Source organism: Maritimibacter sp. UBA3975 (assembly GCF_002384975.1).
GTDB lineage: Bacteria > Pseudomonadota > Alphaproteobacteria > Rhodobacterales > Rhodobacteraceae > Maritimibacter.
Genome location: NZ_DGCP01000007.1, coordinates 13,058 through 28,310, shown reverse-complemented (window position 1 = coordinate 28,310; position 15,253 = coordinate 13,058). Strand labels below are relative to the sequence as shown.

The window sequence follows — 15,253 nt, the reverse complement described above, 5'->3', positions numbered from 1 at the left end:
GTTCGCAGGGCGGCGAACCCGGAGCGGGGTCGCCCGAAAGTTTTGCTGCATGTGGGCCGAACCGCGCGACACACGCGCCGGAGGCGGGGTGCAGACCGAGATGGCCGAAAGGCCAAGGCAGGCGGGCATGACAAAACCCGAACGCCAGACATTCGTCCGGAGGCCTAAGCCCGACCGGACCCAAACGGGCCCCGCGCTAGACGGGGTCGGAGAAGAAACGCGATGAGGCGCGACGCGGCACTGATGGGACAAAATGCGGGGCGCATGCTTCCGCACGACCTGCATGCCGCCGCGCCATTGCTCGCCCTGACAAGTCACCACCCATCGCCCGTCACTCCACCTGGAGCGGCGCGCGCACGCGCTGGTGCAATGAGATACAATGCCCAAGAAAATGCTAATCGACGCCACGCACGCGGAGGAAACCCGCGTCGTCGTGGTGGACGGCAACAAGGTCGAAGAATTTGACTTCGAGTCGGAGAACAAACGCCAACTCGCCGGAAATATCTACCTCGCCAAGGTCACACGCGTAGAGCCGTCGCTTCAGGCGGCCTTTGTCGACTATGGCGGGAACCGGCACGGCTTCCTCGCCTTCTCGGAAATTCACCCGGACTACTACCAGATCCCGGTCGCGGACCGTGAGGCGCTTCTCGAAGAAGAGCGCGCCTATGCCGAGGCGATGGCCGCCAAGGACGAGGAGGGCGGCAGCAGCCGGTCCCGCTCGCGCCGTCGCTCGACGAAGGCTGAAGACACGGCGTCGGAGGATGAGGTCGCGACCCGTGACGTCGATCCCGCCGGGATGGATGTGATCGACCTTGACGCGCCGCAGGACGACGAGGCGAGCTCGCCGATGGAGCGGGTCGGCGATACGCCAGTGGAGGAGCCCGATGAGATGGCTTCGGACACCGGCGAGTCTGAAGTCGACTCGGATGACGATGGCGATACCGACGCCAAGCCGTCGCGGTCGCGCCGGTCCCGGTCGCGTTCCTCCCGCTCGCGCGGGCGGTCCAAATCGAACTCGGATGAAGATGACGACGACAATGCGCGCGTCGATGCCTCCGAGCGGGACGACACCATCGAATCCGTGGCCGATGATGACGATCACGAGGACATCCGACCGCCGCGCAAGCCGCGGCCGCGTAAGTATAAGATCCAGGAAGTCGTCAAGGTTCGCCAGATCCTGCTCGTGCAGGTCGTGAAGGAGGAGCGCGGCAACAAGGGTGCGGCGCTGACCACCTATCTCAGCCTCGCGGGCCGTTACTGTGTGCTGATGCCGAACACCGCACGGGGCGGCGGGATTTCCCGCAAGATCACGAACGCGGTGGATCGCAAGAAACTCAAGGAGATCGCGGGCGAACTTGAAGTACCAAAGGGTGCCGGTCTGATCGTTCGGACCGCAGGCGCCAAGCGCACCAAGTCCGAGATCAAGCGCGATTATGAATACCTGCAACGCATGTGGGAACAGATCCGCGAGCTGACGCTGCAGTCGACGGCGCCGGCCAAGATCTATGAGGAAGGTGACCTCATCAAGCGGTCGATCCGCGACCTTTACAACAAGGACATCGACGAGGTTCTGGTTGAAGGCGAAGGCGGGTATCGCATCGCCAAGGACTTCATGAAGATGATCATGCCGTCCCACGCCAAGAACGTGAAGAACTACCACGACTCGCTGCCGCTGCTCGCCCGCTACCAGGTCGAGAGCTATCTGTCGTCGATGTTCAACCCGACGGTGCAACTCCGCTCCGGCGGGTACATCGTGATCGGCGTGACCGAGGCGCTCGTGGCGATCGACGTGAACTCGGGCCGAGCCACGAAAGAGGGCTCGATCGAGGAAACGGCGCTCAAGACCAACCTCGAGGCCGCAGAAGAAGTAGCGCGCCAGTTGCGCCTTCGTGACCTTGCGGGTCTGATCGTGATCGATTTCATCGACATGGAAGAGCGCAAGAACAACAACGCGGTCGAGAAGAAGCTGAAAGACAAGCTGAAAACCGACCGTGCGCGCATTCAGGTGGGCCGCATTTCCGGCTTCGGGCTGCTCGAAATGAGCCGCCAGCGCCTGCGCCCCGGCATGATCGAGGCGACGACGCAGCCGTGCCCGCATTGTCACGGCACGGGCCTGATCCGCTCTGACGACAACCTCGCGCTGACCATCCTGCGTCAGCTTGAGGAAGAAGGGACGCGCGGCCGCTCCAAGGAGGTCTGCCTCAAGGCGCCGGTGGGTATCATCAACTTCCTGATGAACACCAAGCGCGAGCATATCGCGCAGATCGAGGCGCGTTATGGCATGGCGATCCGGCTTGAAGCCGATCCGTTCCTGATTTCGCCCGATTACGAGATCGAGAAGTTCAAGACCGCGACCCGCGTTGTGGCCGAGGTCACGACCCCGGTTGTATCCGTCAATGCCTCGCTCATGGAGGACCTTGAGGAGGACGAGGTGGACGTCGAGGACGAAACGGACGAGGCCGAGGCCGAGGCCGAAGAGAGCCAGGAGCAGCGCACCGAGACCTCCGAGGACGATGACCAGCCCAAGAAGAAGCGCCGTCGTCGTCGCCGTCGTGGCGGGCGTGGTCGCAACAAGAGCCGGTCTGGTGAGGATGGTCAGGACGACAACGGGTCCGATGACGATCAGTCCGGGGATACGCAATCTGACGCGCCTGCCGAGGCGGATGCGGTGACCGCGGCTCCCGCAGAAGCGGAAGGCGAGCAACCGGCCGAAGCCGAGGAGAAGCCCAAGCGCAAGCGTGCCCCCCGCAAGACGGCGGCACAAAAAGCGGCTGAGGCCGAGGCTGCGGCGGCCGAGGGAGAGGCGGCGGCAGATGCCCCCTCCGAGGCCGAAGAAAAGCCCAAGCGCAAGCGTGCACCGCGTAAGACGGCGGCTCAGAAGGCGGCAGAGGCCGAGGCTGCGGCCGCTGAGGCTGAAGCAGGCTCTGACGAGGTTGCCTCCGAACCGGTCGCGGAAGAGAAGCCCAAGCGCAAGCGTGCGCCGCGCAAGACCGCCGCTCAGAAGGCAGCGGAAGCTGAAGCCGAGGCCGCCAAGGCGGATGCCGAGTCGGCAGATCCCGCGCCGGAGCCGACGCCCGAACCCGAGGTGACACAAGCACCCGCCGACCCGGAGCCTGAGGTTCAGCCTGAGCCTGCCCAAGAGGCAGAGAAGGAAATGGCGAGCGTCGGTGCGAGTGAGGCCGAGGCGCCGAAGCCCGAGAAGAAACCCGCATCGAAACGGCGGGGCTGGTGGAACCGGGGCTGACCCCCGACCAACCGGACAAAAAGAAAGGCGGGCCGCAAAGCCCGCCTTTTTTCATGCCGTGATGGTTGCTGTCACTCGCCGCCGCGTGACAGCGCGGCCACGCCGGTGCGGGCCATTTCGACCAACCCGAGCGGGCGCATGAGGTCGGCGAAGGCGTCGATCTTTGCCGGCGCGCCGGTCACTTCGAAAACGAAGCTTTCCAGCGTCGAATCCACGGCATTGGCGCGGAAGATGTCTGCCAGACGAAGCGCCTCGACCCGCTTGTCGCCGGTGCCTGCGACTTTGAACAGGGCCAGTTCCCGCTCGACCGCCGCACCTTCAACCGTAAGGTCGTGGACTTCGTGGACCGGCACGATCCGCCCAAGCTGCGCCTTGATCTGTTCGATCACGGCGGGGGTGCCGCCGGTCACGATGGTGATGCGCGACTGGTGGCCGGTGTGGTCGACCTCAGCCACGGTGAGCGAGTCGATGTTGTAGCCGCGGCCGGAAAACAGCCCGATCACGCGGGCGAGCACGCCGGGTTCGTTGTCCACGATCACGGCGAGCGTATGTGTCTCCACGACGTCCGAGTTCGGATCGCGCAGCTCGTAGGCCGACTTGCGGGACGAGCCTTTCTTGATTTTCAGAGCGTTCATGTCCCGTCCTCCTTAGACCAGCGCCGCGCCGGCTTCGCCGATGGCATCGGCAGTGGATGCCTCGCCCAGCAGCATCTTGTTGTGCGCTTCGCCCGATGGGATCATCGGGAAGCAGTTCTCGTGTTTCTCGACCAGCACGTCGAGAATGAAGGGCCCGTCGTATTCGATCATCTCGCGGATCGCGTCGTCGAGGTCGGCGGGGTCTTTGACCACGCGGCCTTTGCAGCCGAAGGCCTCGGCCAGCTTTGCGAAGTCGGGCAGGGCCTCGGACCAGGACTGCGAGTAGCGTTCGCCGTGCAGAAGCTCCTGCCACTGGCGCACCATGCCGAGGCGTTCGTTGTTCAGGATGAATTGCTTGACCGGGAGGCGATACTGCACAGCCGTTCCCATCTCCTGCATGTTCATCAGCCAAGAGGCTTCGCCAGCCACGTTGATGACGAGACTTTCCTTGTGCGCCATCTGGACGCCGACCGAAGCGGGGAGGCCGTAGCCCATCGTCCCGAGGCCGCCCGAGGTCATCCAACGCCCCGGCTCATCGAACCCGAGGAACTGAGCGGCCCACATCTGGTGCTGCCCGACCTCGGTGGTGATGTAGCGGTCCATGCCACGGGTCAGAGCCTCGAGCCGCTGAACGGCGTGCTGCGGCTTGATCGTCTTGGTCGAGTTCTTGAACGACAGGCAGTTCACCTCGCGCCATGCGTCGATCTGCTTCCACCAGTTGGCGAGTGCGTCGGTGTTGGTCTTGCGCCCCTTGGACTTCCAGATGCGCAGCAGGTCTTCGAGCACATGGCCCACGTCGCCCACGATCGGCAGGTCGACATGGATGACCTTGTTGATCGAGGACGGGTCGATGTCGATCTGCACCTTGTGCGACCCGGGCGAGAAGGCATCGACACGCCCGGTGATCCGGTCGTCGAAGCGCGCGCCGACGCAGATCATCAGGTCGCAGTCGTGCATCGCCATATTTGCTTCATAAAGCCCGTGCATCCCGAGCATCCCGAGCCAGTTCTTGCCAGACGCCGGGTAGGCACCGAGACCCATGAGCGTCGAGGTGATCGGGAAGTTCGTGGCCTCCACCAGTTCGCGAAGGAGCTGGCTGGCCCCCGGGCCGGAGTTGATGACGCCGCCGCCGGTGTAGAACACCGGGCGCTCGGCCTCTTCCATCATCTCGGCCAGTTGCGTGATCGCGTCCGTGTCACCCTTCATCCGGGGCTGGTAATGGGACACGCGCGCCTTTTGCGGCGAGACATAGGTTCCGGTGGCGAATTGGACGTCCTTGGGGATGTCGATCAGCGTCGGGCCGGGGCGGCCCGTGGTCGAGACGTGGAACGCCTGATGGATCGTGTCGGCGAGCTGGTTCGGATCCTTCACCAGCCAGTTGTGCTTGGTGCAGGGGCGGGTGATGCCGACCGTATCGGCCTCCTGAAACCCGTCGGTGCCGATGAGGAACGTGGGAACCTGGCCCGTGAGCACGACGATCGGGATGGAGTCGAGTAGCGCATCGGTCAACCCGGTGACCGCGTTGGTGGCACCGGGGCCGGAGGTGACGAGCACGACACCCGGCTTGCCCGTGGAGCGCGCGTAACCCTCGGCGGCATGGACCGCGCCCTGTTCGTGGCGCACGAGGACGTGCTGAATGTCGTTCTGCTGAAAGACCTCGTCATAGATCGGGAGGACGGCGCCGCCGGGATATCCGAATACCGTGTCCACACCCTGATCCTTCAGGGCCTGAACCACCATTTTTGCGCCGGTCATCTGACGTTCCATGTCTCTCTCCGTCTGGGCCTTGGCCCCTTGTTCTGGTCATAAAAAAGCCCCCGAGAGTTTCGGGGGCGCATGGGGAACCTTTATGGGGTCGGTTACCGTCCCATGCGCCGATGTCCTACGATGACTACAAGGCTTTCCACGACCGCGTCTCCTTTGTGGTGCGGGGACATTATTGGCGTGCCTACGGGGCGTCAACGCCAAATGGCCGAATAAAGTGTCTCAGGCGGAAGATTTCACGACATTATCTTACCAATTCTGGCGTTTTGGACCGTGATTGCGAAATCTTGGAGACGACTCAGGCGCGCCGGGCCACGTCGAACGGCGGAATGATGCTCCATGAACACGGAGGGAGAATGGGGGACCCCGGGGAACCTTAGCTGTAGATCCGGCCACCAAGATACTTGGAGCCGTGGTCGCAGGAGATTGTGACGACCCGTTTGCCCGGTCCCAGTTCGACGGCGAGGTCGATGGCCGCGCAGACATTCAGGCCGGTCGAGCCGCCGCCAAAGATGCCTTCGATACGTGCGAGCCTGCGGCACATCTCGAAGGCCTTGTCTTGATCGACGGTTCTGATGTCGCTCAGCACGTCGCGGTCAAGGAATGGCGGGGCCGGAAACACCGCGATTCCTTCGACGTTGTGCGCGCCGGCGACCCCGGTGGAGAGTAATGCAGACTCGGTTGGTTCAAGGGCAACGACCTTGGGCGATCCACCGGCCGCGCGAAGTCCGTCCAGAGTGCCCATAAGGGTCGCTCCCGTTCCGACGCTCGCACAGAAAACGTCGATGCCGCCATCCAACGCTTCCGCGATCTCGCGGCCCAAGGGCTGATAGCCGGCGCGCACATCCGGGGAGCCGAATTGATCGGCGTAGTAATACCCTGGCTGCGCCGCCAGTGAATGTGCCCGGGCTTTCATTCGCTCGGCCAGTTCGTGCGTGATGGCTCCGTCTACACATTTTTCGACGAGCACTTCAGCACCGAAGGCCTCCATCGCCTGCTGCTTGGTGTAGGAGAATGCATCGGAGAAGATCGCAGTGAACTTCAACCCGAGGACGGCCGAAACGAAGGCGAGGGCGCTGCCGGTGCTGCCGCCCGTGAATTCGACGACCGTGTCGCCCGCCTTGACGCGCCCCTGTTCAAGCGCCGCGCCAAGGACGGATATGGCCATACGGTCCTTGTATGAGCCGGTTGGATTGGCGCCCTCGAGCTTTACCCAAACTTCGGCGGCGCCATCCGGCACAAGTTTTTCCAGCCGCACCAATGGGGTGTTGCCGATAGCCGAAAGGCCCGCGCCGTATGCCATTTTCTGGGAACCCCTTTTCACACAGCATAGGGCAACGCCGGAACCTGCATAGGAAAAAGATCGACGGCAGAAAATTCCCGTACCGGGCCTCAGCCCTTCTTGACGGGTTGGGCGCCGGGGAGAGAGATCTGCGCGACCTGTTCCGCGATCGGATCGTTCGACAGCGGGTGCGTCCGGTTGTCGAACTTCTCCGGATCGTCGAGCGCCGTCCACTGTCCGCCGACATAGACTTCGAGCGCCGAGAACTTGGCCTTGTATTCCATCTTCGACGAGCCGGGCACCCAGTAGCCGAGATAGACGTAAGGAAGCCCGGCTTCCTGAGCGAGCTTGATGTGGTCCAAGATGACATAGGTGCCGAGACTATCGGCGCGCCGCGCGGGGTCGTAGAAGCTGTAGACCATCGACAGCCCGTCATCGAGCACATCGGTCAGGCACACCGCGGCCAGTTCGCGGGTGCGACGGTCGGCGGAGCGCACGGAATATTCGATCACGCGGCTCTTGATCGGGGTCTCTTCGATCATCGCGGCGAATTCGAACACGTCCATGTCCGCCATGCCGCCATCGGCGTGGCGTTCGTCCAGGTACTTGCGGAACAGATCGTACTGCTCTTCCGTTGCCCAGGGCGCGCGCGTGCGGCGGGCGAGGTGGTCGTTCTTCTTGGTGGTGCGCCGCTGGCTTTTCGAAGGCGCGAAGTCCGCCACGCGAATCCGGGCCGAGAGGCAGGCGTTACAGTCGGAACAGGACGGCCGGTAGAGCACATTCTGCGACCGGCGGAAGCCCTGTTTGGACAGCGCGTCGTTGAGATCCTCGGCCTGCTCACCCTGGAGCGCGGTGAACAACTTCCTCTCCAACCGACCCTCGAGATACGGGCAGGGTTGGGGCGCAGTCACATAAAACTGCGGAGCAAGGGGAAGTGTGTGCCGCATGGACAATAGGAAATCTTCGGTTTCTGACCCAGTTTCGCAAAACCTATCAACGAAACCTTAACCCGCCAAGCCCCCCGGCCCATTGAAGTAAATGGCGGGGGATTTCGCTCACATGCGCGCGGCGCGGTTGATCGCGGCGGTGCCCAGGACGAGGTCCGTGAGGCCCTGACCCCGGTCGCCGGTCATCATCAGGATGATCGAGGCGATCTGCGGCAGGACGAAAGACATCGAGAGCGAGTAGCCCAGCGTGTGCAGGACGGCGGTGCCAAGGTCGAGCCGCTGGCCGTCGCCGCGCCGGATCTCGATCGACATCATGCGCATCCCCAGAGTGGCGGAGCCGTTGGCCAGCGTCACCACGCGGTAGACGAAGCCGATCACGAGCCACAGGAAACCGGCGAAGAAAAAACCGATACCGACTGTAAGGATGATGGCGAGTGCGACGATGGCGACCACGATCAGCGTATCGAACACCCAGGCCAGCGCCCGCTTGGCGGGAACGTCGGCATAGAACTCCGACTGGTAGTCGGGATCGGGCAGTCCGGTGTAGCTCGCGTAGGTCATCGTCGTCCTCATATGGAATGGGCGGGCGGCCCCGACAAGCGGGGCCGCGCGGAATTACTTGGGTTCGCGGGCGACGACGGCGTCGCCGTCTTCGTCGCTGCCATCATCGACGGCAGGGGTGCGCGCGGCCTCGGCCCGTTCGTTCATGAAGTCGTCGAACTCCGACTTGTCCTTGGCCTGGCGCAGGCGCTCGAGGAAGGCCTCGAACTGCTCCTGCTCATCCATGAGGCGTTGCAGGGTTTCCGCCTTGTAGGAGTCGAAGGCCGAGTTGCCGGTCGGGCGGAAGCCGTGGCGGCGGGCCATGTGTTCATGGCGGCCATGCTTCCAGCTTTGCGAGCCGCTTTTGCAGGATTTCGAGAACATGCGTTTGCTCCAGATCATGTACACCAGAAGGGCGAGACCGACGGGCCAGAAGAAGACGAACCCGAGGAACATGAGCGCGAGCCACGCGCCCTTGCCCCGTTCGTCGAGCCAGGCCTCGGTCTTGTTGAACCAGCCCTCGGACTTCGGAGGGGCGGTTTCGCTCATCGTCGTCATCTTGTTTCCTTTCTGCACGGAAGGTGCGGTGTTTGATGCGATGTGAATTGCTTTCACATTACCAAGATCGGGACCGCACCCCGCACTTTCAAGGAAAAATGTGAATGGCTTTCACATTATTTTTCGTCAGGCAATGAAATCAGTGACTTGCGCAGATGTCAGGCGCTCGATTTCGCGCGGATCGACGGAAAAGATATGCCTTGGCGTGCCAGCGGCGGCCCAGATCACGTCGAAATCGAGCAGTCGCGGGTCCATGAACGCGCGGATCGGGTTGAGGTGGCCGATGGGCGCCACGCCACCGATGGCGAATCCGGTCTGTGCCCGGATCAAGCCGGCATCGGCCTTGCCGAGCGCTTCTCCCGCGACGGCGGAGGCCTTGGCGTCGTCCACGCGATTGCCGCCGGCGGTGAGGAACAGCAGCGCGCGTCCGTCTTCCTCGCCCCGGAAAATGATGGACTTCACGATCTGGTCGATCTCGCACCCGGCTGCTGTTGCAGCGTCCGCCGCCGTGCGCGTGCCATCGGCCATTTCGAGGATGGTAATGTCCAGCCCGGCCTCGGCTGCGGCCCGTTCCACACGTTTCAAAGACTTGCTCATGAGGGCACTATGCATGGCGTGATCCGCTTGACCACCCCGGGCCCCCCGGCCAATCTCCGCGCCATGACATTCGCTTCCCAGATCACTCGTTCCCCGCGTCCGTTCGAGGACGATCCCGCCGCCGAAATCGCCGAACGCTTCGCAGACCTCGCACCTGAAGTGCGGGAGGTGCTGGCGGGGGCTGCGGGCTGTTCGCCCTATCTCAAGGGGTTGATGGAGAAAGAAGGCGACTGGCTGCGCGCCACACTCGCCCGTGACCCGGCGGAAGTCATGGGTTCGGTCGAGATCGGGGGTGACAGTGCCAACGCGCTGTCCGCGTCGCTGCGGCAAGCGAAACGGCAGGTGGCGCTCTACACCGGCCTTGCCGATCTCGCGGGGGTCTGGTCGCTGGAGCAGGTGACCGGCGCGCTGACCGACTTTGCAGGCGACGCGACCGACCGCGCGCTCAAGTTCCAGGTCGGGCAAGAGATCGCGAGGCGCAAACTGCCGGGCGCGACGGAGGATGACATCCCGACCGCCGGCGGGGCGATGGCGCTCGCCATGGGCAAGATGGGGGCAGGGGAGCTTAACTATTCCTCCGACATCGACCTCATCATGTTGTTCGATGACGACCGCTACGATGAGGACGATTTCCACGATGCGCGCGCGAGCCTGATCAGGGCCGTGCGCCGGATGTCGGCGATGCTGTCCGAGAACACGGCGGACGGTTATGTCTTTCGAACGGACCTGCGCCTTCGGCCCGATCCGTCCGTCACCCCGGTCATCATCTCGATGGAGGCGGCGGAGCGGTATTACGAGAGCGTTGGGCGGACCTGGGAGCGGGCGGCGCACATCAAGGCGCGGCCGTGCGCGGGGGATATCGAGGCCGGGTGGGCCTATCTCAAGCGGCTGAAGCCCTTTGTCTACCGCAAGCACCTCGACTTCGCCGCGATCCAAGACGCGCACGACATGCGGCTGCGTATCCGCGAGCACAAAGGGCTGGGCGGGCCGATTACGCTGCCCGGACACGACATGAAGCTGGGTCGCGGCGGTATCCGCGAGATCGAGTTCTTCACCCAGACGAGACAGCTCATCGCGGGCGGGCGCGACCCTGACCTCCGCCTGCGCGGTACGGTCGAAGGGCTGGCGGCGCTGGCGGACAAGGGCTGGGTGCCCAAGGACGTGGCCGAGACGCTCACGCGCCACTACCGCTTTCACCGCGAGGTGGAGCACCGGGTGCAGATGGTGCGCGACGCCCAGACTCATGACCTGCCCAATTCTGACAAGGGGTTCGCCCGGCTCGCGGCGATGATGGACCGGGATGTCGAGACGCTGGAGCGTGAGTTGAGCGACGCACTTGTCGAAGTCCACGAACTGACCGAGGGGTTCTTCGCACCGGGAGAGACACCGGAGGCCGAGGAACTCGACCCGGAAGACGCCGAGATCGTGGAGGGGTGGAAATCCTATCCGGCGCTCCGATCATCGCGAGCGGTGGAGATTTTCGACCGGCTGAAGCCCGACCTGATTGCACGGCTGAAAGGCGCGGCTCGTCCCCGCGAGGCTCTGGTGAATTTCGACAAGTTTCTCGGGGGCTTGCCTGCCGGTGTTCAATTGTTTTCCCTGTTCGACGCGAACCCGCCCTTGGTCGACCTGATCGTCGATATCGCGGCGACGGCACCCGCGCTGTCGGTCTATCTCGGTCGCAATGCACAGGTGTTGGACGCCGTGCTGGGCGGGGATTTCTTCTCGAAATGGCCCGGTGTCACAGGGCTTGCCGCCGACCTGTCCGAGACACTGGAGGCTCTGCCGGATTACGAGGCGAAGCTCGATGGGGCGCGGCGCTGGATGAAGGAATGGCATTTCCGCATTGGCGTGCACCTCCTGCGCGGTCTCACACCGCCGGAGGAGGCCGCGCTGGACTACGCCGACCTCGCGGATGCCGTGGTTCAGACGCTCTGGCCCATCGTGACCGCCGAATTTGCGCGCAAGCATGGGGACGGGCCCGGGCGCGGGGCGGTTCTGCTCGGGATGGGATCGCTGGGCGCGCGCACCGTGACGGCGAGTTCCGACCTCGATCTGATCGTGATCTACGATGCGCCGGGCGATGCCATGTCCGAGGGGCGCAAGCCGCTTGGCGCGCGAGCCTATTACTCACGCCTTACGCAGGCGATGGTCACGGCGCTTTCCGCCCAGATGCCGGAGGGCCGGCTGTACGAAGTCGACATGCGCCTGCGCCCGTCAGGCCGGCAGGGTCCGGTGGCCACTTCGCTCGCCTCATTCTCGGCCTATCAGCGCGAGGAAGCCTGGACATGGGAGCATCTCGCCTTGACCCGCGCGCGTCCGGTTGTCGGTACGCCGGAACTGGCCGAGGCGGTGGAGGAGATCCGGTCCGAGGTGCTTCAGGCCGAGCGTGATGCGGAGAAGACCATCGCGGATGTCGTCGAGATGCGCGCGCGCATCGCGGGGGCCAAGGGCGACGGCGGGCCGATGGAGCCGAAAGTCGGGCCGGGGCGGCTTCAGGATATCGAACTGGTTGCGCAATGTGCCGCCGTTCTCGCCCCCGGCACGCCGCGCGATACTGCCGAACAGATCGAGGCAGGCGTCGGAATCGGCTGGATCACACGCGAGGAGGCCGAGTCGCTCAACGTCGCCTATGCGACCCTGCGCAAAGTGCAGAGCGCGGCCAAGCTGCTGACCGAGGACCGGCTGGACCTTGATGCGGTCGGGCAGGGCGGGCGCGATTTCCTCTATCGTACGATGGAGGTGGACGACGCCGAAGGATTGGCCGAAACCGTGACGGGCTGCACCCGTCGCGCCCATGATGCCATCGAAGCCATCCTCGCGCGCAGACCCGGAGACGTGACATGACGCCAGAAGAAATCGACCCCGTCGGACTGATCGCCGAATCCTACCGGATCGAAGGGATTACGCCCGAGGAATGCCGGAGCATTTTCCTGGACTGGGTGATCGGGCAGCGCAGTCGACGGATCGGGGCGGAGGAGATCGGCGTGATGCTTGAGACCCACGCGGATGCCCATCCGGATCACCCGATGACACAGGTGCTCAAGGAAGGCATGACAACGATGACCAACGCACCCGGTCGGCGCGGGGGCGCCAAGGGGCGGCGTAAAACGAGCTGAAGTCTTAGCGCGGCAGCGCGGCGGCTTCGGCGGCCAGCCGTTCGATCCCGGCCCAGTCGCCGGCCTTGAACATCTCGGTCGGTGCTACCCATGAGCCGCCGGCGCAGATGACGTTGGACAGCGAGAGGTATTCGCGCGCGTTGGACGGGCTCACGCCCCCGGTCGGACAAAAGCGCACCTGCGGCAGGGGCGAGGCGAGCGCCTTGAGAAACGCAGGACCACCGGCGGGCCCTGCCGGGAAGAACTTCTGAACCGTGTAGCCGCGTTCGAGGAGCCGCATGGCTTCGGAGGCCGAGGATGCGCCCGGCAGGAGCGGAAGGTCGGCCTCTTCACAGGCGTCGAGCAGCCGGTCGGTCGCGCCGGGCGATACCCCGAATTGTGCCCCGGCGTCCTTGGCCTTTTTCACATCCGCGGGCGTGAGGAGCGTGCCCGCCCCGACCACGCCGCCTTCGGCCCTGGCCATTTCCGCGATCACCTCGAGCGCGGCATCCGTGCGCAATGTGACCTCGAGGGCCGGGAGGCCGCCCGCGATGAGTGCTGCCGCGAGGGGGCCGGCATGGGCCACATCATCGACGATGAGGACCGGAACGATGGGCGCGAGGTTGCAGATTTCGGCGGCGCGGGCGGAGGCTTCGGCTGGGGTCATGGTGGCTCCTTAGACGACGACCGCCGCGCCCTCGGTCGCGAGGCCCACGGTCTGACGGAAGGTTTCGAAAAGCTCGCGGCCGAGACCGCGGGAATTGGCGGACAGGTCCATCGTGACCGGCGTGCGGGCGTCGAAGTCGTCTTCGAGCACTTCGAGCGTCCCGGCCACAGCATCCACGCGCACCCGGTCGCCGTCGCGCACCTTGGCGATGGGGCCGCCATCGACGGCCTCGGGCGAGACATGGATCGCGGCGGGTACCTTGCCGGATGCGCCGGACATGCGCCCGTCGGTGACGAGCGCGACCTTGAGGCCCCGGTCCTGGAGCACCGCGAGCGTCGGGGTCAGCCCGTGAAGCTCGGGCATGCCGTTGGCCTTGGGGCCTTGGAAACGGACGACCACGACCGTGTCTTCGGTGAATTCGCCGGCCTTGAACGCGGCCTTGACCGCCTCCTGATCAGTGAAGACGCGCGCTTTCGCCTCGATCACATGATGCTCTTCCTTGACCGCCGAAACCTTCATGACTGCGTGGCCCATGTTCCCGGTAAGCTGCGACAGCCCGCCGGTCTTTTGAAACGGGTCCGAGGCCGGGCGCACGATCTTGTCGTTCAGGCTTTCGCGCGGACCCGGTTCGTATTTGACGCGGTCGCCGGAGATCTTGGGTTCCTGCGTGTAGGTTTCCAACCCTCCACCCGCGACGGTGCGCGTGTCGGGATGCAGAAGGCCCTCGTCGAGGAGCGAGCCGATCAGGTAGCCAAGGCCACCGGCGGCGTGGAAGTGGTTCACGTCCGCCAGACCATTCGGATAGACCCGCGCCATGAGCGGGGTCACGGCCGAGATGTCGGCGAAATCGGCCATCGTGATCTCCACCCCCGCCGCACGCGCCATTGCGGGCAGGTGGATGAGCAGGTTGGTCGATCCGCCCGTGGCCATCAGCCCGACGATCCCGTTCACGAACGCTTTTTCGTCCAGCACATCAGCCACCGGCGTGAACTCGTTGCCGAGTGCCGTGATCTGAAGCGCGCGCCGGGCACCTTCCTGCGTCAGCGCATCGCGCAGCGGTGTATTGGGGTTCACGAAAGACGCACCGGGCAGGTGCAGCCCCATGAATTCCATGAGCATCTGGTTGGAGTTGGCGGTGCCGTAGAAGGTGCAGGTGCCGGGGCCGTGGTAGGCCTCCATCTCGGCTTGCATGAGCGCATCGCGGCCCACTTCGCCCGATGCGAACCTCTGGCGGACCTTCGCCTTTTCGTCATTGGGCAGACCGGAGGTCATGGGTCCAGCGGGCATGAAGATGCCGGGGATATGGCCGAACGTCGCCGCGGCGATCACGAGGCCCGGCACGATCTTGTCACAGACACCCAGGTAAAGCGCCGCGTCGAACGTGTTGTGGCTGAGAGCCACGCCTGAGGCCAGCGCGATCACGTCGCGCGAAAACAGGCTGAGTTCCATGCCAGTCTCGCCCTGCGTGACGCCGTCGCACATGGCCGGCACGCCGCCTGCGACCTGCGCGGTCGCCCCTTCGGCGCGGGCGGCGGCCTTGATGAGGTCGGGGAACCGCTCGAACGGCTGGTGGGCGGACAGCATGTCATTGTAGCTGGACACGATCCCGATATTGGGCGCGTCCTTGGTGGCGAGCGCGTGCTGGTCCGGACCTGCGCCCGCATAGGCATGGGCCTGACCGGAACAGCTCAGGTGGCCGCGTTTCGGCCCCTTGTCGATCTGGGCCTGAATACCCTCCATGTAGCGGGCGCGGCGATCCGCGCTGCGTTCGATGATCCGGTCGGTGACCCGTTCGATCTCACTGTTGAGAGCCATGGCGTTCACTCCTGATATCGCGCGACGTTCGCTGTCGCTTATCACGTTCGGTTAGCGCTAACAACCCAGCGGTGGCAGAGGCCGAGCGCGCATGCTTCAGGGACAG

At 64.5% G+C, this 15,253-nt stretch carries 12 protein-coding genes; 3 read left to right on the top strand and 9 right to left on the bottom strand.

Annotation, left to right across the window (positions count from 1 at the left end; genetic code table 11):
- Positions 1-379 precede the first annotated feature (379 nt).
- Positions 380-3,244: an Rne/Rng family ribonuclease gene (locus B2585_RS04455; RefSeq protein WP_292020440.1), complete on the top strand. Its 2,865-nt coding sequence runs from the start codon at positions 380-382 to the stop codon at positions 3,242-3,244.
- 71 nt (positions 3,245-3,315) lie between these two features.
- On the opposite strand, the gene ilvN is transcribed toward B2585_RS04455, so the two are convergent.
- From ilvN to B2585_RS04420, 7 genes are all read right to left on the bottom strand, one after another.
- A complete protein-coding gene (gene ilvN, locus B2585_RS04450) occupies positions 3,316-3,879 on the bottom strand; it encodes an acetolactate synthase small subunit (RefSeq protein WP_292020438.1) in 564 nt (187 codons plus the stop codon).
- A 12-nt stretch (positions 3,880-3,891) separates the two neighbouring features.
- Positions 3,892-5,646, bottom strand: coding sequence for an acetolactate synthase 3 large subunit (locus B2585_RS04445; protein WP_292020436.1), 1,755 nt, complete (start codon positions 5,644-5,646; stop codon positions 3,892-3,894).
- Positions 5,647-6,019: 373 nt separating this feature from the next.
- The gene (locus tag B2585_RS04440) at positions 6,020-6,946 is read right to left on the bottom strand and encodes a PLP-dependent cysteine synthase family protein (RefSeq protein ID WP_292020434.1); all 927 of its coding nucleotides are present in this window, start codon (positions 6,944-6,946) and stop codon (positions 6,020-6,022) included.
- An 89-nt stretch (positions 6,947-7,035) separates the two neighbouring features.
- A complete protein-coding gene (locus B2585_RS04435) occupies positions 7,036-7,872 on the bottom strand; it encodes an arginyltransferase (RefSeq protein WP_292020432.1) in 837 nt (278 codons plus the stop codon).
- Positions 7,873-7,980: 108 nt separating this feature from the next.
- Positions 7,981-8,433 carry an RDD family protein gene (locus B2585_RS04430; protein ID WP_292020430.1) on the bottom strand — a complete coding sequence of 151 codons (453 nt, stop codon included), beginning with the start codon at positions 8,431-8,433 and terminating at the stop codon, positions 7,981-7,983.
- Positions 8,434-8,487: 54 nt separating this feature from the next.
- A complete protein-coding gene (locus B2585_RS04425) occupies positions 8,488-8,970 on the bottom strand; it encodes a DUF2852 domain-containing protein (RefSeq protein ID WP_292020429.1) in 483 nt (160 codons plus the stop codon).
- A 126-nt stretch (positions 8,971-9,096) separates the two neighbouring features.
- A complete protein-coding gene (locus B2585_RS04420) occupies positions 9,097-9,567 on the bottom strand; it encodes a YbaK/EbsC family protein (protein WP_292020426.1) in 471 nt (156 codons plus the stop codon).
- 63 nt (positions 9,568-9,630) lie between these two features.
- Here B2585_RS04420 and B2585_RS04415 point away from each other — a divergent pair, with 63 nt between their 5' ends.
- Positions 9,631-12,414 carry a glutamine-synthetase adenylyltransferase gene (locus tag B2585_RS04415; protein ID WP_292020424.1) on the top strand — a complete coding sequence of 928 codons (2,784 nt, stop codon included), beginning with the start codon at positions 9,631-9,633 and terminating at the stop codon, positions 12,412-12,414.
- Positions 12,411-12,686 (top strand): hypothetical protein, encoded by a 276-nt coding sequence (locus B2585_RS04410; RefSeq protein WP_292020422.1) that lies wholly within the window; start codon positions 12,411-12,413, stop codon positions 12,684-12,686. Before B2585_RS04415 ends, B2585_RS04410 begins: the two co-directional genes overlap by 4 nt.
- Before the next feature lie 4 nt (positions 12,687-12,690).
- On the opposite strand, the gene eda is transcribed toward B2585_RS04410, so the two are convergent.
- Together eda and edd are read right to left on the bottom strand one after the other, a co-directional pair.
- Positions 12,691-13,332 (bottom strand): bifunctional 4-hydroxy-2-oxoglutarate aldolase/2-dehydro-3-deoxy-phosphogluconate aldolase, encoded by a 642-nt coding sequence (gene eda / locus B2585_RS04405; protein WP_292020420.1) that lies wholly within the window; start codon positions 13,330-13,332, stop codon positions 12,691-12,693.
- Between the two features lie 9 nt (positions 13,333-13,341).
- Positions 13,342-15,147, bottom strand: a complete 1,806-nt coding sequence (gene edd / locus B2585_RS04400; protein ID WP_292020418.1) for a phosphogluconate dehydratase — start codon at positions 15,145-15,147, stop codon at positions 13,342-13,344.
- Positions 15,148-15,253: the final 106 nt, after the last annotated feature.

Coding starts and splice junctions, on each gene's coding strand:
- ilvN (WP_292020438.1), bottom strand. CDS start 3,879: ATGAACGCTCTGAAAATCAAGAAAGGCTCGTCCCGCAAGTCGGCCTAC.
- eda (WP_292020420.1), bottom strand. CDS start 13,332: ATGACCCCAGCCGAAGCCTCCGCCCGCGCCGCCGAAATCTGCAACCTC.
- B2585_RS04425 (WP_292020429.1), bottom strand. CDS start 8,970: ATGACGACGATGAGCGAAACCGCCCCTCCGAAGTCCGAGGGCTGGTTC.
- B2585_RS04440 (WP_292020434.1), bottom strand. CDS start 6,946: ATGGCATACGGCGCGGGCCTTTCGGCTATCGGCAACACCCCATTGGTG.
- B2585_RS04420 (WP_292020426.1), bottom strand. CDS start 9,567: ATGAGCAAGTCTTTGAAACGTGTGGAACGGGCCGCAGCCGAGGCCGGG.
- B2585_RS04430 (WP_292020430.1), bottom strand. CDS start 8,433: ATGACCTACGCGAGCTACACCGGACTGCCCGATCCCGACTACCAGTCG.
- B2585_RS04445 (WP_292020436.1), bottom strand. CDS start 5,646: ATGGAACGTCAGATGACCGGCGCAAAAATGGTGGTTCAGGCCCTGAAG.
- edd (WP_292020418.1), bottom strand. CDS start 15,147: ATGGCTCTCAACAGTGAGATCGAACGGGTCACCGACCGGATCATCGAA.
- B2585_RS04435 (WP_292020432.1), bottom strand. CDS start 7,872: ATGCGGCACACACTTCCCCTTGCTCCGCAGTTTTATGTGACTGCGCCC.
- B2585_RS04415 (WP_292020424.1), top strand. CDS start 9,631: ATGACATTCGCTTCCCAGATCACTCGTTCCCCGCGTCCGTTCGAGGAC.
- B2585_RS04410 (WP_292020422.1), top strand. CDS start 12,411: ATGACGCCAGAAGAAATCGACCCCGTCGGACTGATCGCCGAATCCTAC.
- B2585_RS04455 (WP_292020440.1), top strand. CDS start 380: ATGCCCAAGAAAATGCTAATCGACGCCACGCACGCGGAGGAAACCCGC.